A 22,488-nucleotide genomic window follows, 5' to 3' on the forward strand; every position below is an offset into this window, starting at 1 on the left:
AATTTTAGTTTATAATAAATTTATAACTTCCTTTCGAATTTAACTTTTTTGCCTTCAGAGATAGTCTATAAATTCTTGGTCCCCAAACATTACTTAGTCTCGGGTCATCTTGCTCGATAGTTTCCTGTGTGGCCTCAAATAACTTAGGGTCAAATTTTAAAGAGGAGTTGCCATTATTCAAAATCACTTTACCGTATTCAATTTTTGGTTCTGAAGCCAATAAAAAATGAATGATGTTCTCTTTTATAGGGTTTGAGATATCAAATTCATCTGTGATAATAAGTTCGTTGTTATTGATTTTATACTTCCTAATCCATGACTTAATATTAGCTTCCTCAGGATAAGCACCTGCAATGTCTAATTTGAACTCGTTGGTCTTGGCATCGAAAGAAGCATTTTTTGATTTGTACTTTGCACCGAATGGTTGTTCAGAACCATTTATTTGTGGTAAATTATGGTAACCACTCTGCATCGTCCAAATATCATAGCGCTCTTTACTGAATGTTTTCTTGTTATAAGTTCCTACTCCGGCATCAATAAACATGGGTTGTTTGTCCTTATAAAGGATAAAAGTCCCTATATCGTTATGGTTGTGACTTTCATTATTAAATCCCCCCTTGGCAGCAAAAAATAAGTCCTTATTTCGAATATATAAAAACTCAGTCTCAGGATACCATTTATAAGGGTTGTTTGGTAAGTTTGCTGTTTCATTTTGTATAGATTCTACAGTTCTCAAATCCTCCAAACTTCTGAAGGCATCTCTGGTTATTGATATTTTATTAGCTCTATTTGCCAATAAATATTTGGCAAACTGTTTCATCTCAAGGCTTCCTACAGCCTCACCGTACCTATAAATCAGTAACGGGTCGCCACCCCCTTTGGCAGAAGCATCTGCAAAATTAACCACCCAAGAATCACCTCCGATATAAGATTGAGAAATATATTCCCCCATGTCCTTGATGACTTTCTGCTCAAATAAATTAACTTTATTGCTGGTAGATAAGGACAGTAATTCAAGATAATCGTATAATTTTCCTGCGGCATGGCCCCAATAGGATGGGCCTTCCTCACATGCACCATCGATCTTCACGTAGTTGACGAATTTATCAACTGACCTCATGGTTTTATAAATACCTTCAACTTTTAGATTCTCATCGTCTTCAACCAATAATAAACAGGTCAGGACATTGAAATTACACCAGGGATTCCAGTTGTTCACCATTTTATTTTCCTTAAGTTCGAGTGCTTGCCACCACATATCATTTCTATTCAGGTATGGCTCAACTATTCTAGAATAAATGTTGCTTTTCAACCTGCTGCTGATTTCAGGATTGACCTTATCCATGTCCTCCTTTAGGAAATAGTGAATCCAAGACAACAATGAACCCATGTCACCCGCCATCAGGTCTACTACATGAACACCTGCTTGTGCCAAAGTTCTTTTGGAGGGTTGGAACGCCGGAACATGAGCAGATAATGACCATGTACTCATTTCTGTAAAATACCAAACCCCATTTATGATCTGATCCAAGAACCTGCCTTTTCCTTCTGCCAATTCTGCAAAAAATAAATTGCTGAGCGCAGTGGCATTCTCATTCATCGGCTTCTCCATGATGACCCTAGAACCATCTCGCTCATAAGCTAAGTAATCGGTAGCTTTTACAACTTGCCATTGATAGGTCAATGCCTGTTCACCCTTTTCAATAATATTGGAAAGTACAGGTCCGGTCAATTTTTTCCAGCCTTCACGATCGGAATAGGAAGGATAGGGAACCCATTGTGCGGTTTTCAATAAACTGTTTTTTAGGTCTTCTTGACTGAAATTTTTACACAATAAATCCAAAGAATTATCAGTTTTTCCGCTTGAAAAAGCAGAAAAACTGATAAAGAAAACAAGTGTGTAGCTGATAAGATTTTTCATGTTACCATCCTTGATTTTGTACTAAATTTGGGTTCATTTCTATTTCAGCACCGGGTATTGGCCAAATGACATGTCTCGTTTGGTAGCCACGAGTTAACAGGTTGTCACCAACAATACTCTTCTCAATGAAATTATTGGAAACTTCGGTAAGCTGATTCCATCTTTTCAGGTCAAAATAACGATGGCCTTCTGCTGCCAGCTCGACTTTCCTTTCATGGGAAATCCGTTTTTGCATCTCCAGCTTGCTTGATACTGCTAAAAATGCCGATCCGGAGTTAAGACCTGGCATAGAAGAACGAGTTCTAACTTTATTAAGTTCTACAATTGCTTTGCCCAGATCTCCGCTTTCATTGTATGCCTCTGCTAACATCAAGAATACATCCGCTAACCGGATAATCGGGAAGTTGATAGGTGTATGTGCACGATCTGTAATTGCTCCTTTAAGATTGCCTTCTGGTACAAATTTTCTCCACATATAAGTCAGCCAGCCGCGGTTGTTTCTAATTTGCCCAAAGTTCTCATTGACGCCAGTTGCCAAAACTAATTTCATGTTCCTTTCTTGGTTTGCATTCCAACCTAAATAGTCAGAATAAGGAACAATTAACGACTGGTTCATTCTAGGATCTCGGTTTGCATAGATGCTTCTGATCTTGGCCGTATCAGGTAGATGAGTAAAAGCGCCATTGGTATGCGTAGCCATCATTGCCTCTCTTTTAACAGCGTTGTCGGCATTATAATTAGCATAATGGTCATCCCAATTAAATGGTGAGCCATCCTTGTTCTCATAGCTGTCTGCAAACCTTGTACTTGGCATCACGTTGTTCCAGCAGCTTCCAAATGTTGATCTTGACCCCATGTAAAAGGCCATCGGCATACCGTAAGGAAAACCAGTCCCACCCATGTTCTGTATTGAAAAAATAGCCTCAGCGCTGTTATCTCCCTCCATTTGGAACAGTGAGCTGTAATCAGAACTTAAAGAATAATTATATGGAAAAGTTTTGTTGTACACTACATCCTCAAAATCTTTGATCGCATTTGTCCAATTTTTTTGATAAAGATAGACTTTCCCTCTTAAAGCCACTGCAGCACCTTTTGTTACCCTGCCTGTATATTTGTCGTCATATTTAACAGGCAAATTTTCAATTGCAAAAGTCAAATCGTCAATGATAAACTTTTGTACATCAGCTAAGGAAGATTTAGGGTTTTTCAAGTCTGCAAAATCTTTATTTAGATCAACTGACTCGTCATAAATCGGTAATCCTCCAAATAGATTGCTCAATTGAAAATACATCAAGCCACGCAAAAATTTAGCTTCAGAAATCATGATTTTTTTCCTTTCTGCATCGATTTCCATTTTCTGGATATTTCCTATGGCATGGTTAGCACGTTGGATCAAATCATATCCACTTTTCCATCTACTGGTAACTGTTCCGGTTCTGTCTGTGAAAGTTCCTGCAATGATATCGCCGAAGCCAACATCATAACCAATTCCAACATCTGTTAAATCATCATATGCAAACTGGATCCCGAAAGTCCCTTCTTTCTTAAGGTCATTGTAGATACCAAGAACGCCTGCCAAAGCCTGATCCTCAGTCTGCCAAAATGTGTTCCCACTAACTTGGTTGTATGGAACGGTATCCAGCTTGTAACATGAACTCAATGCCAAACAAGCTGAAATATATAATAATGTTATCTTTTTCATTTTTAATCTTTTAGAAGGTTAATCCAATTCCAAATACTACTTGTTTCATGGTCGGATAATTGGTTCCATTTACTTCGGGGTCAAATCCTTTGTATTTTGTAAATGTCCAGTAGTTCTCCATTGAACCAAATACACGTAGATTTTGAACAGCAATCTTTTGTGTTAATTCATTGGGAAAAGTATAACCCAGCTGAATGTTCTTGATACGCATGTAAGATTTGTTCTGTAACCAAAAATCACTGTTAATGGTGTTTCGTGTGTTGGTATATGGTAGTAGCCTCGGATAGGTAGCATCCGTTCTTCCTTCTGTCCATCGTCCACCCACAATTTCTTGATTCAATTGGTAACCCCATCGAACGGTTGGAGTATAATGCAAATCTGTGTATACTAATTTATTCCCAGCAGCTCCTTGTAAAAATACATTGAAGTCAAAACCTCTGTAATCAAATCCCAAATTGAAACCATAAGTTATTCTTGGCGCTGTCCCGTGCCCAACTGCGACTCTATCCTCATCATTGATTACGCCATCATTATTGGAGTCAATATATAGCAAATCACCTTTTTCAGGCTTACCGTAAGCGGCAAATGGATTTAACTGTTGATTAGTTTCTGGATCTACTGGCGCATTTTTGATCATGTCTTCCACCAACTGTAAATCCGTATCGGTTTGGATGATCCGATCATGAAGCAAGATAAATTGGGTGTTAATGGCATATCCTTCTTGAAGTAGGTTAGCCCCTGAAATAGAGCGATCATCTCCTTTGAATTTGATGACTTTGTTGTCAATAAAGGTGAAGTTTCCACCAACATTAAAGTTAAAGTTCTCACCGATTTTATCGCGATAGGTCAAATTGGTTTCTATACCTCTATTTCTAACTTTTGCTGCATTGGTCCTGGGAATCGATGCGTCTCCAACCACCATAGGAGCAGGTAAATTAATCAGGATATTATTGGTCGTTTTATCAAATACATCAACCGACCCACTCAATTTATAGTTCAATAAGTCAAAATCCAACCCCAAATTCAGTACGTTTGTGCTCTCCCAAGTCAATAGGCTATTGCTTAATCCGGTTTGAGCAAATCCTACAAATAATTGGTTGTTCAGGATGTAGTTTGCTGAACTGTACAATGTTTGGTATTCGTAGTTGTTGATTCCGCCGTTGTAAAAAAACACATCATCGACCGTTCCATTATTTCCTAGAGATCCATAGGAAGCTCTCAGCTTAAGCGTGGGCATCCAGCTTACATCGTAGAAATCTTCAGATGATATTTTCCAACCGACCGATGCTGATGGAAATGTCCCCCATCTGCTTTTGCCGCTCATAAATCTTGATGAACCATCTGTCCTCAGGTTCGCTTCCAATAGATATTTGTCGTCCCAAGATAGATTTAAACGACCGAAAAATGAACGCATAGCCCAGTCCGTGGTGTTCCCCGATGCTGATGCATCCATCGTTGCAGCATTCAATACGCTCAATGAAGGATCTATTAAATCTAATTTTGATGCGGCAAACCAACCATCTTTTAAATATTCCTGGCTGGCACCAACCATAACCTCGTACTTCAGACGGCTATCTGCTGCAGTATTTTCATATTTAGCAATACCATCAATGTAATAACGGTAGGTCTTGACAGATTGATTGGTCACCGAACTTCTTCCAGTTCCAGCTGTTGCAACGGAATTAGTCAAGAAATTCCACCGGTCATTGAAAACAGGCTGACTATATATAAAGTCATCGTTATAAGTATAAGTATAGGAACCTTCTAAACTCAAACCTTTGATAGGTCTCAATTTAGCGAAGAATCTGCTGACAAACCTATTCTTGTTTATATCCCCTTTTTGAGCGTATAAACGATGTAATATGTTGTTTGATTGCGGGTCGTCTTCTGGATTGTTTGGTGAACCAAATCTACCATCAGGGGCCCTTAATACCATGCCCGGAGAACTCGCGGCAGCATACAAAAAAACATCATTGATCAGGTTGGTTCCTATCATGGTTTTGGAAACAACACCATTGATGTTGGTTCCTAATGTCAACCAAGGTTTTATGTCCGCCTCAAGATTTATCCTTCCCGTATGTCTTTTATAAGTAGCTTGTTCAACAATACCTGGATTATCCAATAATCCATAAGAACCGAAAAACTTGATTTTTTCACTTCCTCCCGTAAAGGATAGATTGTGGTTTTGTGATATTTTGTTTTGAAACAATGATTCTACCCAATCAGTGTTGGGATACATTAATTGATCTCCATTTTCATTAGCTCGCCACAGGTCTATATTTTCTTGGGAAAAGATAGGCTTTGCGTTTGCGTCACCATTTTTGTAGCCTTCGTTAACCAATTCCATATAGTCCGCATAGTTGGAAATCATCGTCATGACATTGGAAGGCTTCTGGGAAGAGAAGTAATTGTTGTAAATTACTTTAAAATCATTGTTTCTTCCTTTCTTAGTGGTAATCAAGATAACGCCATTTGCAGCTCTGGATCCATAGATCGACGCTGATGCAGCATCCTTCAAAACGGAGATGCTTTCAACATCTTGAGGATTGATCAGGTTCATGTCGCCAACAACTCCATCGATGACAACCAATGGGTTAGCATTGTTCAGCGTTCCTTGACCACGAACCCGTAGAGAGCCACCGTCCGCTCCTGGTCGACCTGATCCTTGGGTAACCGACAATCCCGGTGCCTGACCCGCTAGACCCGATGATAACGATGTAATCGGTCTACTGCCAACAACGTCTGACATTTGAATGGATGACACGGCACCGGTTAGATTTTCTTTACGTTGAGTGCCGAATCCGACCACTATGACTTCTTCAACATCAGTTGAGGAGCTCTGCAAAGTAATCTCTAAAAAACCATTGCCCTGTAAAGCGACTTCTTTTGAAGCAAATCCTACCGAGCTCACTTGAAGAACCGAGTTTGCTGGAACGCTCGCTAGTTCAAAATTACCTTCAGCATCTGATTTTGTGCCAATATCGGTTCCTTTAAACTGGATGGTTGCTGAAGTTATAGGATTTCCTTGTGGATCTACAACCCTCCCCTTGATAGTTTCTTGAACCCTGTTGGAAAGATTTTCGGTTGTTTCAAAATTAATTTCATAGGCGTTAATTTGTTGGGAACTAGCCAAACAAATCGATAGCAGTAGGGGCCAGCTCACTTTTGGATTGAGCTGCCGTACTCCCTTTTTCAAAAGAGCGGAATTTAGTTTCATTGTGTTGATAGTTTATATATGGTTCTGTAATAAATTGGATATAAATTCCAAGATAGACCAGGATATAGGCTATTCAATAAAAATTTAACGAAAACGATTTCATTAATCTGTTTAGTTGTGAACTGATAATGGTTAATATTAATGTATCCAATCATTATATTCTTGATTGGAGGGATAAAAAAATAGAAAGAACCAAATACTCTTCAATTGAATAATAAATCTATCAGTAGTTGTCATTAGTAAATTATTGGGAATAAAAAAGTTTTAATTGTTAAATATCATTTCATATTTAAGTCTTCTGATCTTATCGGACCAATCATTAAGGAGCCAAAGTCGAACACTGAATATTCAGGATTCAACTTGATTTATCTGCAGATCGGCAACTTAACAATTCGAAATGTTTATCTTACCCAAGCTTCATTGGCAGATTTTAGATATTTTGATCAATACAAAAATTAGGTTGTATTTTTAAGGTGTAAATGAAGCAAATAGGCAAATAACCGTTTTAGACATTCAGGTTTTAAAAACATTTCTTAGGGGTGGAAAGGAAGTTTTCTTATTGATAGCGAAAATAACTCCACCCTATAAAGCATTGCAAAAGAGAACAAAATGGTTAGACCGACAAGTGGTATTTTTGTGGCAAAGGAAGATTTGGTATCTGGACATGTAAATTGGAGAACAGGGGGACGCTTAAAGACAAATTCTTTTTTGTCTGAAACTAATAATAAGCTAGGTATGATTTTGGCATGTGGAGCAATGCCCATAGGTACGAGCATGAATAAAGATAAATTATGACGAGGTCTAATAGGGCTACAACAATAACTTGATTACTTCTTGTTGGCTAGGAATACCTAATATCCAAAAGCTGTAACGTAAAGTTAAACCGGAGATCGGATACTTTTGAGCAAATATTAAATCGTAAAAAAATGGAGTCCAATATAAGAAGAGATGATTGCTAATTCTTTTTCTAAATCTTTAAATGCTAATTTTATTTTTTTTATCATATAGGTCCTGTTAAATCAATTAATAACTTTTCCAGTATTATCAATGTAAAATTTCTTATTATTAATAGAGACTCGAGCTTTTCCATTTTTAAAAAATGAAATGTAATCATAAATTGGAGTTACTATCACCCTCCCAGTTTTATCTATTAACCCAACTTTTATTTTTTTTGACGGATCAATAGATGTCCGTCTTTCAAAGGAATCTACCTTACAATTTACATAAAATGATGCATAACCTTCATGAAATCGTGTTACATAATCAAATTGGGTATTAATAATGATTTGCCCTTTCATGTTCGCAAAACCGAATTTCCCCTCAGAGTCCAGAATTCGGAACAGACCTTCAAATGCCATATCTGGACCTTCACTATTTATAAAAACGTTAAACAATTCCATTCCTGAATTGTCAATTGCTTTCCACTCACCTAAATCAGAAACAAATCCTATTTCTCTTATTGTATCTGGGAATGCATACTGATATTTATTAAAAGGAATGATAGTGTCACCATAATTGTTAATGAACGCAATATCGTTGAGAACACTCTTAGCTTTTCTTTTTGAGATTTTGATTAAGAGCTCATAATTTTCAATTTGACCATATACATCTTCTATACAGAAAGAAATACTAAAAATCCCGAAAATAAAATAAACAAATGCTTTCATAAAATAAAGATTAAATGGATCAATTCATTTCAGGAAGCTTAAGTTGGGCATAGACCTACTTGCTTCTCTTATTGCATTGCAATAAGATTTTGAGTATCCTCCAGAGATACCTATGATGTTTTTATGTTGAAATTTGATGGTCTTATGGTATACTTCAGGGTATATTCAATTAATTAAAAAATTCAAATTATCTTAAATAGCAAATCACAAATATTTTTTAAATTGGTGTAATGTACATTATTAATCTGAAAATGTTAATTATGAAAAAATTAATTTTAATCCTTATCGCATTTATTGCTACAAATTCCTTTGCTCAAACAGCAAAAGATTTGAGTAAACCAGGAGTAACACTCTTTATGAATAATCAAAAAAGTGATAGTTCCCTACGTGTGATAGTTGTTGACCAGGAAAAAAAGATAAACCAACCACTATATTTAATTAATGGTACTGTTGTAAAGGGCCAGCGAAAAATAAGACCTGAAACTATAGAAAAGATAGATATAGTCAAAATTGACACAATAATAGATAACCAAACATATGTAGGTCAAATTCATATAAAGACCAAAGATGAATTTAAACCTGAATTTATTTCTTTAGCAGAACTGAAGTCTAAATATTCAAGCTTTAAAGGAATGCCGGTAGTATTTACCCTTGATGGAGAAACTATTAATTCAGACGAAGGAAGCTATTTTGTCGATGAAAATAACCTCTTAACGATTGTCATTGACAAACTGCAAACCAACGGAAACATCGAGATAGGATTAATAAAATTATTGACTAAATCTAAAAAAAACATAGATGACCGAAATCAAATTATTCTCCGAGGTGAAAAAGCAGTTGTTCAACGATAAAAAACAGTCACAGCGTATCTGACCTAATGTCATATTCTCTACTTAATTTCTGAAGATATCTGGATAAATTTCTAACGTTTTTTTGGTTCATCAATGAGGTATTCCGAAATGTGTGTTTTATCCACTGAAACGGATTTATTTTATGTTCTGCCAATAGACAAGAAGAAATATTCCATTGTTCCATGCTGAGCTGTATGATCACTTCACGCAAAAAGATAGTTTTTTATATCAGTTAATGGACTATTGACACTATCTATAAGATTATATAATCTGCTTGACAAAGCAAATATTTTTGAGTCTGATTAAAATCGGAACTTTGTGACCTGGTGACTTTCGGACAATCAGTCAAAATAACTTGATAGAGATTATTTAACCTAGCGTATTACAGACACTTTCCAAATATTTGGATCATTTCGATCTCGAGGAAGTTTAATCTAAGGTGTTTACTTCAGAATCAGCAATTTCTTGGCTAAATGCATTATCAAAGAACGAAATCATTGATGATAAAATGTTCGATTTCATCCCTGGTTAATATTTCTGACATAATGTTTTAATCTATCGACTTTGTTAACAAAAGAATGTTCCCCAAGTCGCAATTAACAATAAATTTTATGAATGAAACACTGTAATGTAAAGATATAGTATAGGGAGCAGCTGAAGAAAGAACTTAAAAGAAATTATTATAACATTGAGATCGTGGCCATAAACAAATATAATCTATATATTCAAAAAATAAACTAGAAATATACAAGAAAATTATCGACTAACCCAAGCCGCCTTTGATCTCTTTCAATCTATACAATATGATGTTCTGTATTAATTTCAATGGCAATGTTCTATCATTTGGAAATTGGATAACTGATTTTGACAACTTATACCCCTTTAGATCTTCCTCAAATTCCTTTAAGAACCTTTCGGTCCAAGGGCTTGATAGGCTGATATGGTTAGGAAATGCACAGTAATGTATCAGATAGGTTTTCTTCCCCACCTTCATGGCAGGTATCTGATAGCTGATGGATTCCTCAGCATCAGGAACAAGATCAAGAATTGTCTTTCGGATAATATCCAGTCTTTCAAGAACCTCACCCGTAAATGTTCCGTTATACTCATCAATTGTTTTGAAATTGGTCTTTGCCATGGTTTCTTATTTTAATGCGGAAGATATATGAAACTGAAAGTATTGCTAGGATAATTATCGGGAAAAGCACATAGCCCATGATCCGGTCCACCATCAAATGACTGAAAGAGGCAAAGATCAGGTTAAATATCAATCCTGCATATGCCCATTCAACAATCCTGGGATTTAATTTTGGGACTATGAGAGCTGTTGAACCCAATACTTTGCAAACGATTAGTCCATAGGCGAAGTAATCCGGATAACCCAAGGGCTTGGTGCCCGCATTGAAGCTATCTGGAGAAAAAATGAACGCTGCCAGCGGCATCACCCCTTCAAACAAGAATATAATGGTTGTCGAAATCCAGAAAATGATCCTATCTCTTTTCATTACTTTAAATATTTTAGGTGAATTGATATGCAAGTTTAAACATATTCTACTGCTCGAAACTTGTCATATGACAATTAATTATATAATAATTAGGATCTTGCATTTAGATTGGTATTCAATCTTCTTCAGGTTAAAGAAAGCAAATTGCCATATTAGTTAAGTTCCAAACTGGATGACCCATTATTTAACTTTGGCAAGCTAGCGCAGGTACCAGATTCAAATGCACCATATTTTTGAACCATTCCGTGCAAAATCATTCCGTTTCAGAATGTTCATTCCAATTTTTGACCTTGGGATCCCTAACTTGAAGGTCAATAAATTCAATATGATCTTTTGATAATTCATAATATACCCCTTTCAAAACCAAAATGTATTTATAGTAATCAAATCAGTCTGAACAAAAAAATATCTGTCCAATACAGTCAATTACAGCTGTATTAGTTAAAGGGTTTAGCAATCAACATTCTTAATTTCATATTATTAGGGGCATTGAAATAATTTTTTTCCATTTAAAAAAAATAAAAATTGCGCAATCGATTGCTGGAAAAAAAATAAAAAATACTTTTTTATACTTGTTCTCATTAATCAATTTGTAATCCTAAATTATGAAAAAGAAAAGAGGTAAACCGACAGGGGATCCTATCTCCGAATTGGCCCATTTTGTGCCAAAATGGAAGCAGGTTTCGATGTTAGCTTTGATGCTGGCCTCCCTGCACCCAACGCTTGCGAGCAACCATCCTTCTGACCTAACAGGTCGTACTTTTGAAAGAAACAATTATCGGGCTTTCCAGAGCATTTTCACCGGGACTGTCAAAGATGCTTCTGGAAATTTGCTGCAGGGTGTGACCGTTTCAATAAAAGGTCAAACTAAAGCCCTAACTTCGACAGACGCAAATGGAAGGTTCGTTGCTGAAGTACCTGCCAATTCCGTGCTGATCTTTAAACTGGTTGGCTTTGAAACGATTGAAGTGCCGCTTTCCTCAGAAGAGAAGGACATATCGATAACAATGAATGAAGATTTGGCAGGAATTGATGAGGTTGTTGTCGTGGGATTTGGTACCCAGAAAAAAGAGAGCAACGTGGGATCCCAGGCAACCATCAAGAGGGAGGAGCTAAAAGTTCCCGTTGCCAATCTTACAACTGCCATCGCCGGACGGTTGGCTGGGGTCGTGGCCACCCAAAGGAGCGGAGGGCCAGGTAGTGGTGGTGCGAACCTTTTTGTTAGGGGAGTGTCAACATTTGCGAGCTCACCACAGTCGCCTCTTTTGATTGTTGATGGTGTGCCGGACCGCGATATTAATAACATTGACCCTGAAGATATAGAAAGCTTTACGATACTCAAGGATGCGACTGCGACCGCCGTTTACGGAACCAGGGGGGCCAACGGTGTCATAATAATAAATACCCGAAAGGGTAAAGCTGGGAAACCATCCATATCTGCCGAACTGCAGCAAGGTATTACAGGCTTTACCTACCTTCCTGAATTTGTGGATGGGCCTACATTCATGGAACTTTTCAATGAAGGGCTGACAATGCGGGGCAAGCAGCCGTTCTATACCCCTGAAAGGATAGAACTCCACAGAAGTGGGGCTGATCCGGACCTTTATCCCAATGTTGATTGGTATGATGTCCTCTTTAAGGACAATGCAACTAGCAATAGGGCAAACCTCAATATAACCGGTGGCGCAGACATTGCCCAATATTACCTTTCTTTGGGATATTATAACGAAACAGGCCAGTTCAGGACTGAAGATATTGATACATATAATTCAGCACTGAAGGAGGATAGGTTTAATTTTACGAGTAACCTGACAGTTAACGTCACTGCCAATACGAAGATTGATTTTGGAATAAATGGATATTTAAAGAATTACAATGAACCGGCTAGGGGAAGGGATTATATTTTTGCGCTTGCTACCCAGACTTCGCCCCATGTAATTCCTGTCCGATACTCGGATGGATCGTGGCCATTTGTTAAGGGGGCTACGGAAAATCCTTATAAGGCACTTACACAGTCAGGCATAAACAATAGATATGATAACGTTGTTCGGTCTAACTTAAGATTGACCCAGCAGTTAGGATTTCTTACTGAAGGATTGAGCGCCAATGGACTTTTTGCATTTGATGCAACGGTACAGTCTGTCCTTTCCAGGGTTAGAAACCTACCGTCCTACTTTGCTGAAGGAAGGGACGAAGAGGGTAACCTGATCCTAAACAATACAGAGACAGGATCTCCGGATTTAAGTTTTGGGCTTGGAAGATCTTCAACAAGAAGGCTCTATGCGGAAGCTTCTCTAAACTATAACCGTTCATTTGGAAATCATGAGGTCGGAGGGCTTCTTTTGTTCAACCAGACAGATTTTTCCGATGCTGCCTCCAACGTAGGTTCTTATCAGGCGGCCATCCCTTACAGAAACCGGGCATTGGTCGGAAGGGCAACCTATGCATATGATAGAAAATATTTGTTTGAATCAAATTTTTCTTACTCAGGCTCCGACAATTTTACGCCGAATAATAGATTTGGATTGTTCTCGTCAATTGGACTGGGTTGGGTTATCTCCAATGAAGGCTTTTTTGAACCTATAAAGGATCATATTAACCACCTTAAGCTAAGGTATTCCTATGGTTCATCTGGTAACTCAAATACTGGGAACCGATTTCTTTACCTAACTCGATACGGTCAAAGTGGCGGTTCCTATAATTTCGGTATCCCCGGTTCACAGAGGGGCTTTACGGGATATGTAGAATCACTTATGCGGGGAGACGTAACCTGGGAAACCTCTTATAGGCACAATATTGGATTCGAAATCAATCTCTTCAACAGCGAACTTCAGTTCATCGCAGAACTTTTCAAAGAAGACAGGGAAGGAATCCTAATGCAGGGTCTGGATATACCATATGCTTCTGGCTTCAATTCAGGTAACGTCCCTTACAAAAATATCGGAGAGACGGCCAATAAAGGAATTGACCTTACACTTGACTATAATAAACAAATGACCAACGGTTTCTTCATGGCAAGGGGTACGATGAACTACAACTCAAACAGGGCAGTTAAGGATAATCTCCCTCCATGGGCATTCCCTTATTTAAATAGAGAGGGACATCGTATTTCACAGCGTTTTGGGTATATCGATCAGGGCCTGTTCCAAAGTGACGAAGAAATTGCGAATTCGGCTTCCCAAGCAGGCGATGTCAGGGTGGGGGATATCCGTTACAAGGATCTTAATGGAGATGGTATCATTAATTCAAACGATCAGACTGCAATTGGATACGGCTCTACTCCGCTTTTGACCTATGGGATTACACTCGGAGGAGGGTTCAAGGGGTTCGATATGAGCCTGTTCTTCCAAGGGGCAGGAATGGTCGACTTGAATTATGCAAGTGGTTTCGCTGTTACCCCATTTTCTCAAGGGGCAACCTACGGGAATATGTACACCAATCTCCTGGACAGATGGGATCCTGAAAATCCCGAAAAACAAACACTGTATCCAAGGCTTTCAACAAATGAAACGGTTACTACAAATTACTATGGGAGTACCTGGTGGATCAAAAGGTCCGATTTTATAAGATTGAAACAGGCTGAATTCGGATACAATTTTACGGAGAGGTCTTGGCTTGATAGGATCGGAGTGTCAAAATTCAGGATATATCTTAACGGAACGAACCTATTTACGGTATCAAAATGGGATTTCTGGGATCCAGAAATGGGTGACGGTAGGGGTACAGCCTATCCAATTACCAGGGTATACAATATGGGAATCAGGCTTAACTTTAAATAAGAATTGTAATGATAAAATATAAGAAAATAAAGATGGCGATGCTGTTGGCTGCAGCAACTTTGTCCATGAACGGATGTAACGATGATTTCTTTGATGCTCAGCCGGATAACCTGCTTAATATAGAAACCATTTTTTCAAATAGGGCACAGACGGAAAATTATTGGGGAGGTCTTTATTCACCCATACCGGATGTTTGGGACCAACCCTATACTTATTTCTGGTCAGCGATCACCGATGAGATAGATGTTTCCAACTGGCAGGAATTTCCCGCCAATTCAGGAGCTTTATCTGCCGATAATGTTAATACCATGTATGTGAACTATTATAATAAGATCAGACAGTGCCAGATCTTTATTGACAATGTCGATAAGTGTACGGAACTGCTGACTGCGGAAAATGGTTCGACCCTTGTTAAGGAGTATAAGGCTGAAGCTAAGTTTCTTCGGGCATTTTATTATTGGTCCGTTATGAAAATGCATGGCCCAGTAGTAATATTACCCCTGAACAGTGATGATGCTGCAGGAGAGAATTATCAGATTCCCCGAAGTTCGTGGGATGAATCAGTTGAATTTGTATTAGCTCAGATAGATGAAGCCTTAAAGGATCTGCCGGCAGAACATTTCCTCATGGGTACCACAACTGTTGACGGCACGCAGCTAGGGCGGATCAACAAAATGGTTGCAGAAGCGGTCAAGTCAGAAATCCTCCTATTTCATGCAAGCCCACTTTACAATGGAAACACCTCAATGTCCAATTGGAGAAATTACGATGGAAAGCAACTTATTAACCCTACATACGATCCTTCCAAATGGCAGAAAGCTGCTGCGCAGGCAAAAGCAGCGATTGATATAGCAGAAGCGAATGGAAAGGCTTTATATGTGAAGAATGGTTCAAGTGAATTCGAGACGGCCTATCTCTCGACCAGGGATGTGTTTTGGGACGGCTATCAAAAGGAAGGCATTTGGCTTAGACCTTCCACAAATCGCCATCAATGGGAAATCCATGCCTCTCCAAGAGCCATCTCAGGAACAGCTTATAATGGTTTGGCAGTAGTCCAAGAGCTTGTAGATGACTTCAGGATGGAGAACGGCCAATCAATTCAGCAAAGCAGTTCGTACAATGAGAATACATATTCTCAGCAAGAGACTAGATATTATGCTGAGGGAACCAATAAGATGTACACTGACCGTGAACCGCGATTCTATTCATATATTACATTTAACGGATCGCTGATTCCGGGTGCACCAAAGTCAGGAATGAAATGGGTCGAATTCTTTGCAACCGGAAATTCAGGAAAGAATGGTGCTCCAAGGGATTGGCCTAAAACCGGTTATACTGCGAGAAAGAACATCCATCCATCATTTTCTGTCAATCCTTCCAATGCTACCAATCGTGCAGCGATGCTGATCAGGCTGTCCGAGCTGTATCTTAATTATGCGGAAGCACTTAATGAATCTCAGCCTAACAGTCCCAATATATTGACTTATCTAAATAAGGTAAGGACTCGTGCGGGACTTCCAGCTCTTAGTCCAGGACTTTCTCAATCTCGCATGCGCGAGGAAATTAGATTGGAAAGGAGGGTAGAATTGTGTTTTGAAGGTAAAAGGTTCTTTGATGTAAGAAGATGGAAATTAGCTGATCAGGAAGGTTATAAGCAAGGGGGCAATTATACGGGTATGGATATGACCAAAGGAAGTGCAATAAACAGTCCAGATTTCCACAAACGTGTACCTGCTGTCCTAAGGGCACAGTGGGAGGACAAAAACTATTTTATGCCCTGGCACCAGATGGAAATTGATAGAAATAAGCAGTTAGTTCAGATTCCTGGCTATTAATATTTAAAAAATTATGAAGAAAAATAATTCATTTATATTCTTGATGGTACTCTTCCTACTAGTTTCTTGTAAGGAAGCTGTACCAACCTATGAAGAATTGAACGATACCAAGACTGAGGCAAAGCTGAATGTCCAGAAAGCGACGGATGGAAGACAGGATCTTGTCTTATTTCCTCAAGTAGATGAACGAAAGGATGTTTTTAGGGTAAATTATGGTGGGGTAGGGTTTCCTTCTGAAGATTTAATAGTTACTTTTTCCCAAGATCAAAAAGCTTTGGACAGTATTAATAAAATCCGCCAGAATGAAGGATTAGATCAGCTTTTGCCATTTCCAGCGGGCAGTTACAGCTTAGACAAGGAGTCTGTTACGATCACTAAGGGGCATGCAAGTTCTGAATATTTGACACTGACCTATAATCCTGAAAAATTCGACCTTTCCAAACAGTATATGCTTGCACTTACTGCAAAAAATGATCAAGGTTACTCCTTTCATCCAAATGGCAGGACAATCCTGTATTATGCAGCAGTAGAAGAAAAGCTACTTCCGAAAACAAATTGGGAAGCACGGGCGGATTCTGAAGAACTGACAGGGGAAGGTGATGCCAACGGTAAGGCTAAGTTTGCAATCGACAATAATATTAATTCCTTTTGGCATTCACAATGGCAGGGCTCCGAACCGCCATTTCCCCACTGGATTGAGGTTGATTTCAAGTCCGATCTTTATGTGACACAGATTGGTCTCACCAGGAGGCAGAACAACACCAATGGTTTTAAGACCTTTGATATTCTGGGAAGTTCTGATGGTAACACTTGGAAGACAATTGCCACTGATAAGGTCATGAATCAAACGGAGATTGAGATGCAAAAGTTCGAAATTGTTCCTCAATACCTTAAAAAGATAAAGATTCAAATGAAAGATAATTTTAATGGTCAGAAATCCACGCATCTTGGGGAAATTGATGTGCTTGGCTATTAAGAGTCTGTTAGTATGGTGGATAATTTGGTTTTGGCCGTTCTTTTAGAACGGCCATTTTTTCATATATGCAATGTGTCTTAAATTTATAATAATTCATTGTGGGAGGATTATATTATTGGAATAATATTGCAACATAATACCCATCCAATCACAAAATAAATTATCAAGGTGAACATGTAAAGGAGAAACTCCTAATTTGATTCAGAACAAAAATCAAGTGAACTGAAATATTTGTCATTACCTATAAAAATGACTTAGCATTCACAGTTTGTAGATTGAATTAAACTCTTTCATTCTTTTTAATTTTCTCATGATCTGCCAAAATATTCCTAATGTTGAAATAAATATATTGTAAGATTTTTTATGGAAAAAGACCATTCAATACATCCTTGATATGTCAATATAAAATAAAACACTTACAAAAATGAAAACTTACGGATTCTTTCTGTCTTATAATTTTTTTAATAAATTTCTTTATCCATGCAACTTTAATTATAATCATAACCTTTAAGACAATCATTCCAAATTGATAAATTCTATCGAAAATTTACCTAAGCGACTGCTGGTTTGAATTTCCAAAAATGACAAAAAACCAAGGACTGACAATAATGTATTATATAAATTCGGCAACGAACCCAAAGAAATGGAAAGATTGTTAACTGATTCAAAAAACTTTAATGACCCCAGTATTGGAAGAGCAATAAACATATTGGTAGGTTATCTATTCATCCGATTAAGAAATATTTTCTTAATCAACAATTTCGACGAATTAATTTGGTTAATTAATTTAGATCATCAAAACTTTCGTAATTAATTCTTAAAAGACTTAACCTTCAAAAAATTTAAATCATGTTAAAAGCAAGCCTAACAAATAGAATTGTTGTATTATTTAAGTTGTATTTGATATGTGTATTATTTCTCGTATCCATTTCTTGTGGTTCACGGGGGGCACTTCCTGTTGACGATAATGACCTTGATAATGAGGTTGACATTTATTCACCCAGTTCTCCGAAGTCAGACTCACTGCCTAAGAGGATTATTTTGGGAGGTCCAGTTAATAATTATATAGCTGAAATTGGAAAAAACCTAATTAAAAAGAAAGGATCCGATTTTGTTTCAAACAAAAATATCTATACAAAAATTCTGTTCGAAGGAACAAAGCACTTTGCTGGAAATGATTCTACCTATGTAACAGTAATAGTAATTCATCCCATAATTTGTATTATAAAATATTTGCCACCCATTTCAGAAAATGTTAATGACGGAAAAAAAAGGAAAATTGTAAAAAGTTATACGTACGGAATATTAAAAGACGGGTCTTTTCTAAAGCGAGATTTTTCTAATCCAGGAATTAATTTTACCGATAAATGCTGTGAAGTAAAATATGAATCGGGAAAATTTTATCTGGTGGAAAAAAATACTATAAATATTTACACAGAACAGTTGTAGTTATAATAGGGGCCTATTTATAATTAATTAGATTTTTTTATTTTAAACTAAATACCATGAATATCGTGGACATGGAAGGAACCGATTAGTTTTGGAATTGGAGTTAAGGCAAGGTTCATCTATCATACCAGGTCAATTATAACTTAACTTAAATAATTATTCGCGTTTTACATGTAGTGAAAAAACAATAGTTTTATTCTAAATTGTCAATTAGTTATTAGGCCACTCACTAGAGGCGACTAATGTGGCGGTTATTTTTTTAATTAATACGTAATAAATTGTGTTAAGTTTTTTGAAGGTAATCAGAATTTTGTTATTTACTATAGATTTATAATATGAAATTACTATTTTCTTCATGTTTATTATTTCTGGTAAGTATCACCCTAACTCAAGAAAAGAAGTATTCTATGGATGAATATCTAGATTCATTGGGTTTAGAGTTTAATCCTCCAAAATTTTTAAAAATACAGGGAAGTACAGATTGTTATGATGATGATAAAATTTTAAAACAAGTTTTATCATGCCAAATTAATAGATTTGAAATAAATAATCAAGAAAGTCGGGTTTATTTGCAGGTTGTCTCATATTTATCCTACAATGTTCCAGGAGATCCATTAAATTTTGATAAAACAAAGATTTTAGATCCGGATCCACTAATCCATAAACTTAAAACTGATTTAAAGTCAGCATATGGTGAAATTAACTCCGAAAAATTCAATCAACTAGTTGAAAGATATAATAATCAACAGATCAAGAAACTGTTTAACGCAGACATGGCAATTAACTATAAAATTAAACTGCCTAAAAATGAATCTTCTCCTGTAGACTATACTAATGTAGATGTTTTCATGATGCGAAAAGATGGAAGACCAGCAATAATTATTTCAATTCTTTACAGTGATAGAGCTAAGCCATTTATCAAGATGAATAAAAAACATATTAATCAATCATTCAAATATAAGGAAAGCCTGTATGTATCAGACTGTAGGCAGATGGGTATTCTCTAAGATTTAATTCCGCTTTTTCCTAGATATTCAACTATAAATTATGCATCGAGCATCGGTTTCTTCTGGAATCGATGCTGTGTGAAATCTGTTCTTAAGAAATTGTTCAATTAGCCACTGAAAAATGAAATTGTATCACCCATTGATTAAGTTCGGCAATCTAAAATTTAGAAATTTCAGTGATTTTTTTGATAATTTAAACAACATCATAAGAGTGGAAACCATTTTATATGATGCTGTGATTCCTCCAAAAACATAGAATCGCCATTGAACGTGAGGAAAATTGGCGATAAAATATGGATGAATCAAGGGTTGTGACTGCAAAGCAAGTTGCTTAATATCTTTTTATTAAAGTATCTGACATTGACAATTAGTAAAGTGGTAACCGTATTACACCAAATCAGTATATGAACACTACGCAATTAAAGTAATAAGACCAATATAAAATCAATTATTTAAAAATTTATTTACAAAACAACTGTATGTTTGAGCAGTAACTTGTTATAGATATTGGAGATTGTGAATGCAACTGATAAGGCCACGTAATTGGTTGCTTTAAGGTAATAAAATGAGGAATTAAAATTAGATATGAATTTACTGAAAACTGTTCCATCGTATTCAATCGTAATGTTAATTTTCAGCTTTTCAAAACTCTAGTTGAAATAGTTCTTCCAAAAATCTATGCGCCAAATTAGTGAAGTTGGTAGATAAGGATTGCCTCCGGTTACAATGTTTGGATCATTGCTCTGATTGGTTCCATAATAGTAATTCAGGTAATTCCGTTGACCTATTTCTATTTCATTATAAGAAAGGAACGCGCTAGTAATACAGGTCTGGAAATTGAACTTGATAAAAAAACTCAGAATTACAATTGTTGACCGCTCAAGTCAACCCGCACTTCTTATTCAATACGTTGATTACAATTTATTATTTTGCCTTGAGAGAAAAAGCTGATCTAACAGCCGATTCTATACTAAGATTAAGTGAGATCATGCGATACATGACTTTGGTTAATAATAGAGAAAAGGTATTCCTCAGTCAAGAAATTGGCTTTTTGAAGTCCTATCTTTTGTTGCAAAAGGAAAGATTGACAAATGCTAACAACATACGAAATAAAGTGGAGATTGGGGAGATCGATGGAGAAGCATTTATTTTTCCAATGTTATATAATTCCAATTCTCGCAAATGCATATAAATTTGGGATCAGCAATCATAATGATTCATAGGTAAAAATAAAGTTGCAGTATTTGGAGTCTACATTGGAAATGAACGTTTCTAATAGCCGTCATTTAAATGAAGAAACAATTAAGAATGGACTAGGAACTGGGTTGGACAACCTAATGAAGCGCCTTAATCTTCTTTATCCCGGTAATCAACAAATATCATTATGGTCTGATACCGACCAATATCATTTATTACTTAAAATTAAATTATTATAAGGGAGATGGATCATTCTAAAGAATTGGCCTTAAAAGTAATCGCAGTTGACGATGAACCTCTTGCTATTGATATGCTATCAACTTTTTTAGATTATCATAAAGAGTTCCATTTGATCGCATCCTTCTCCAATACCAAGGAAGCAGAGGAATTTTTAAAATATAATAAAGTTGATCTGATTTTCTTAGATATAAATATGCCTAGTCAATCTGGAATAGAATTTTATAGGAATCTAACCGAAAGACCTCCTGTAATTTTTACAACGGCACATGCAGATTATGCCCTTGAGGGATATGACCTGGGAATAATAGATTATCTTTTAAAACCTTTTTCGGCTATACGATTCAAAAAAGTTTAGAAAGATCAAAACGGTATATCGTTAAACCAGTTGAAAAGAAAGAGATAAGACTAATCTCGGTAAAATCAGGATTTGAGCTGATACGGATCAACATCGAAGAGATTATGTATGTAACATCTTTAGGCAATTATGTTCGGATTATAATGAAAGATGAGGAAGTACTTGGTAATCATTCCTTAAAAGATATTAATGAATTAGTAAAATCTATGGATTTCATTCAAGTCCATAGGTCGTGCCTAATAAATAAGAATTATGTCACTAAATTATTCAAGAATACGGTACATATTGATGATGTTCAGATTCCAATTGGTGAAACCTTTTTGAAAAAAGTTAAATTATTTTTCAAGGAATCTTATATATGAATGTAAAGCATAAGTGTGGTCATATTTAGAGTAGGATAGAAAATCACTTAATTAATAAATAGGTTCATTTTTCTAATGATAAAACTTTTTAAAATTTACCCAATTATTAGAATTGCTAATTATCCAATCATAAGGTAAAAGCTTTTAAAAAAAATATCAAAAGCTGCATGTAGTTTTGGTTAATTGTTCTTACAAAGAATTGGTTTGTTATTTTTTTCATGATAAAGCTGACGGTCGGATTGAAGCCATAAATTCAATTTTGTATTTCCTAATTTGGTTGGAAATTTGATTGTCAAGTATTAAAAATATTTATCATTACTATTCCAATTATTATGATTATTTCGTCAAAATCATCTTCAATATTCCAATTGCATTTTTTAAATCAATTTTATTTGAAGATGCAAAACATAAACGAATGCCATTTA

General features: G+C 36.4%; 16 protein-coding genes. 10 read left to right on the plus strand and 6 right to left on the minus strand.

Translation table 11 applies throughout. The annotated features are described in order from the left end of the window. Positions 1–4: 4 nt before the first annotated feature. The 3 genes from E0Y80_RS01230 to E0Y80_RS01240 are packed head-to-tail and all read right to left on the minus strand — an operon-like array spanning position 5 to position 6,840. Positions 5–1,921 (minus strand): heparinase II/III domain-containing protein, encoded by a 1,917-nt coding sequence (locus E0Y80_RS01230; RefSeq protein ID WP_156305568.1) that lies wholly within the window; start codon positions 1,919–1,921, stop codon positions 5–7. A gap of 1 nt (position 1,922) precedes the next feature. Continuing rightward, a complete protein-coding gene (locus E0Y80_RS01235; protein WP_156305570.1) occupies positions 1,923–3,623 on the minus strand; it encodes a RagB/SusD family nutrient uptake outer membrane protein in 1,701 nt (566 codons plus the stop codon). Between the two features lie 10 nt (positions 3,624–3,633). Beyond that, positions 3,634–6,840, minus strand: a complete 3,207-nt coding sequence (locus tag E0Y80_RS01240) for a SusC/RagA family TonB-linked outer membrane protein (RefSeq protein WP_156305572.1) — start codon at positions 6,838–6,840, stop codon at positions 3,634–3,636. Positions 6,841–7,449: 609 nt separating this feature from the next. Here E0Y80_RS01240 and E0Y80_RS01245 point away from each other — a divergent pair. Continuing rightward, positions 7,450–7,635: a hypothetical protein gene (locus tag E0Y80_RS01245; protein ID WP_156305574.1), complete on the plus strand. Its 186-nt coding sequence runs from the start codon at positions 7,450–7,452 to the stop codon at positions 7,633–7,635. A gap of 224 nt (positions 7,636–7,859) precedes the next feature. Here E0Y80_RS01245 and E0Y80_RS01250 read toward each other — a convergent pair whose 3' ends face one another. Beyond that, positions 7,860–8,507: a WG repeat-containing protein gene (locus E0Y80_RS01250; protein WP_156305576.1), complete on the minus strand. Its 648-nt coding sequence runs from the start codon at positions 8,505–8,507 to the stop codon at positions 7,860–7,862. 260 nt (positions 8,508–8,767) lie between these two features. Between E0Y80_RS01250 and E0Y80_RS01255 the strand changes: the two genes are divergently transcribed. Next, positions 8,768–9,358: a hypothetical protein gene (locus E0Y80_RS01255; protein WP_156305578.1), complete on the plus strand. Its 591-nt coding sequence runs from the start codon at positions 8,768–8,770 to the stop codon at positions 9,356–9,358. 763 nt (positions 9,359–10,121) lie between these two features. Here the strand turns inward: E0Y80_RS01255 and E0Y80_RS01260 are convergent. After that, entirely contained in the window at positions 10,122–10,496 is a 375-nt protein-coding gene (locus E0Y80_RS01260; RefSeq protein ID WP_156305580.1) for an iron chaperone, read from the minus strand. Next, the gene (locus tag E0Y80_RS01265; RefSeq protein WP_156305582.1) at positions 10,468–10,863 is read right to left on the minus strand and encodes a DoxX family protein; all 396 of its coding nucleotides are present in this window, start codon (positions 10,861–10,863) and stop codon (positions 10,468–10,470) included. Before E0Y80_RS01265 ends, E0Y80_RS01260 begins: the two co-directional genes overlap by 29 nt. Before the next feature lie 605 nt (positions 10,864–11,468). Between E0Y80_RS01265 and E0Y80_RS01270 the strand changes: the two genes are divergently transcribed. From E0Y80_RS01270 to E0Y80_RS20965, 8 genes are all read left to right on the plus strand, one after another. Further along, positions 11,469–14,642, plus strand: coding sequence for a SusC/RagA family TonB-linked outer membrane protein (locus E0Y80_RS01270; protein ID WP_156305584.1), 3,174 nt, complete (start codon positions 11,469–11,471; stop codon positions 14,640–14,642). An 8-nt stretch (positions 14,643–14,650) separates the two neighbouring features. Next, positions 14,651–16,477 (plus strand): RagB/SusD family nutrient uptake outer membrane protein, encoded by a 1,827-nt coding sequence (locus E0Y80_RS01275; protein WP_156305586.1) that lies wholly within the window; start codon positions 14,651–14,653, stop codon positions 16,475–16,477. A 13-nt stretch (positions 16,478–16,490) separates the two neighbouring features. After that, complete coding sequence (locus E0Y80_RS01280; protein WP_156305588.1) at positions 16,491–17,453, plus strand: discoidin domain-containing protein; 963 nt, start codon at positions 16,491–16,493, stop codon at positions 17,451–17,453. An 849-nt stretch (positions 17,454–18,302) separates the two neighbouring features. Then, positions 18,303–18,902, plus strand: a complete 600-nt coding sequence (locus E0Y80_RS01285) for a hypothetical protein (RefSeq protein WP_156305590.1) — start codon at positions 18,303–18,305, stop codon at positions 18,900–18,902. A gap of 407 nt (positions 18,903–19,309) precedes the next feature. After that, the gene (locus E0Y80_RS01290) at positions 19,310–19,909 is read left to right on the plus strand and encodes a hypothetical protein (protein ID WP_156305592.1); all 600 of its coding nucleotides are present in this window, start codon (positions 19,310–19,312) and stop codon (positions 19,907–19,909) included. Positions 19,910–20,780: 871 nt separating this feature from the next. Then, positions 20,781–21,101, plus strand: coding sequence for a histidine kinase (locus E0Y80_RS20960; RefSeq protein ID WP_197091442.1), 321 nt, complete (start codon positions 20,781–20,783; stop codon positions 21,099–21,101). Between the two features lie 249 nt (positions 21,102–21,350). Continuing rightward, positions 21,351–21,701 carry a LytR/AlgR family response regulator transcription factor gene (locus tag E0Y80_RS01300; RefSeq protein WP_156305596.1) on the plus strand — a complete coding sequence of 117 codons (351 nt, stop codon included), beginning with the start codon at positions 21,351–21,353 and terminating at the stop codon, positions 21,699–21,701. 86 nt (positions 21,702–21,787) lie between these two features. Beyond that, positions 21,788–22,063 carry a LytR/AlgR family response regulator transcription factor gene (locus tag E0Y80_RS20965; protein ID WP_394350213.1) on the plus strand — a complete coding sequence of 92 codons (276 nt, stop codon included), beginning with the start codon at positions 21,788–21,790 and terminating at the stop codon, positions 22,061–22,063. The last annotated feature ends 425 nt before the right edge of the window (positions 22,064–22,488 follow it).

Origin of the sequence: Sphingobacterium endophyticum, assembly GCF_009733535.1 — a bacterium.
Classification (GTDB): Bacteria; Bacteroidota; Bacteroidia; order Sphingobacteriales; family Sphingobacteriaceae; genus Sphingobacterium; species Sphingobacterium endophyticum.

Coding starts and splice junctions, on each gene's coding strand:
- E0Y80_RS01275 (WP_156305586.1), top strand. CDS start 14,651: ATGATAAAATATAAGAAAATAAAGATGGCGATGCTGTTGGCTGCAGCA.
- E0Y80_RS01280 (WP_156305588.1), top strand. CDS start 16,491: ATGAAGAAAAATAATTCATTTATATTCTTGATGGTACTCTTCCTACTA.
- E0Y80_RS01230 (WP_156305568.1), bottom strand. CDS start 1,921: ATGAAAAATCTTATCAGCTACACACTTGTTTTCTTTATCAGTTTTTCT.
- E0Y80_RS01235 (WP_156305570.1), bottom strand. CDS start 3,623: ATGAAAAAGATAACATTATTATATATTTCAGCTTGTTTGGCATTGAGT.
- E0Y80_RS01300 (WP_156305596.1), top strand. CDS start 21,351: ATGGATCATTCTAAAGAATTGGCCTTAAAAGTAATCGCAGTTGACGAT.
- E0Y80_RS01285 (WP_156305590.1), top strand. CDS start 18,303: ATGTTAAAAGCAAGCCTAACAAATAGAATTGTTGTATTATTTAAGTTG.
- E0Y80_RS01240 (WP_156305572.1), bottom strand. CDS start 6,840: ATGAAACTAAATTCCGCTCTTTTGAAAAAGGGAGTACGGCAGCTCAAT.
- E0Y80_RS01250 (WP_156305576.1), bottom strand. CDS start 8,507: ATGAAAGCATTTGTTTATTTTATTTTCGGGATTTTTAGTATTTCTTTC.
- E0Y80_RS01260 (WP_156305580.1), bottom strand. CDS start 10,496: ATGGCAAAGACCAATTTCAAAACAATTGATGAGTATAACGGAACATTT.
- E0Y80_RS01255 (WP_156305578.1), top strand. CDS start 8,768: ATGAAAAAATTAATTTTAATCCTTATCGCATTTATTGCTACAAATTCC.
- E0Y80_RS01270 (WP_156305584.1), top strand. CDS start 11,469: ATGAAAAAGAAAAGAGGTAAACCGACAGGGGATCCTATCTCCGAATTG.
- E0Y80_RS01290 (WP_156305592.1), top strand. CDS start 19,310: ATGGATGAATATCTAGATTCATTGGGTTTAGAGTTTAATCCTCCAAAA.
- E0Y80_RS01265 (WP_156305582.1), bottom strand. CDS start 10,863: ATGAAAAGAGATAGGATCATTTTCTGGATTTCGACAACCATTATATTC.
- E0Y80_RS01245 (WP_156305574.1), top strand. CDS start 7,450: ATGGTTAGACCGACAAGTGGTATTTTTGTGGCAAAGGAAGATTTGGTA.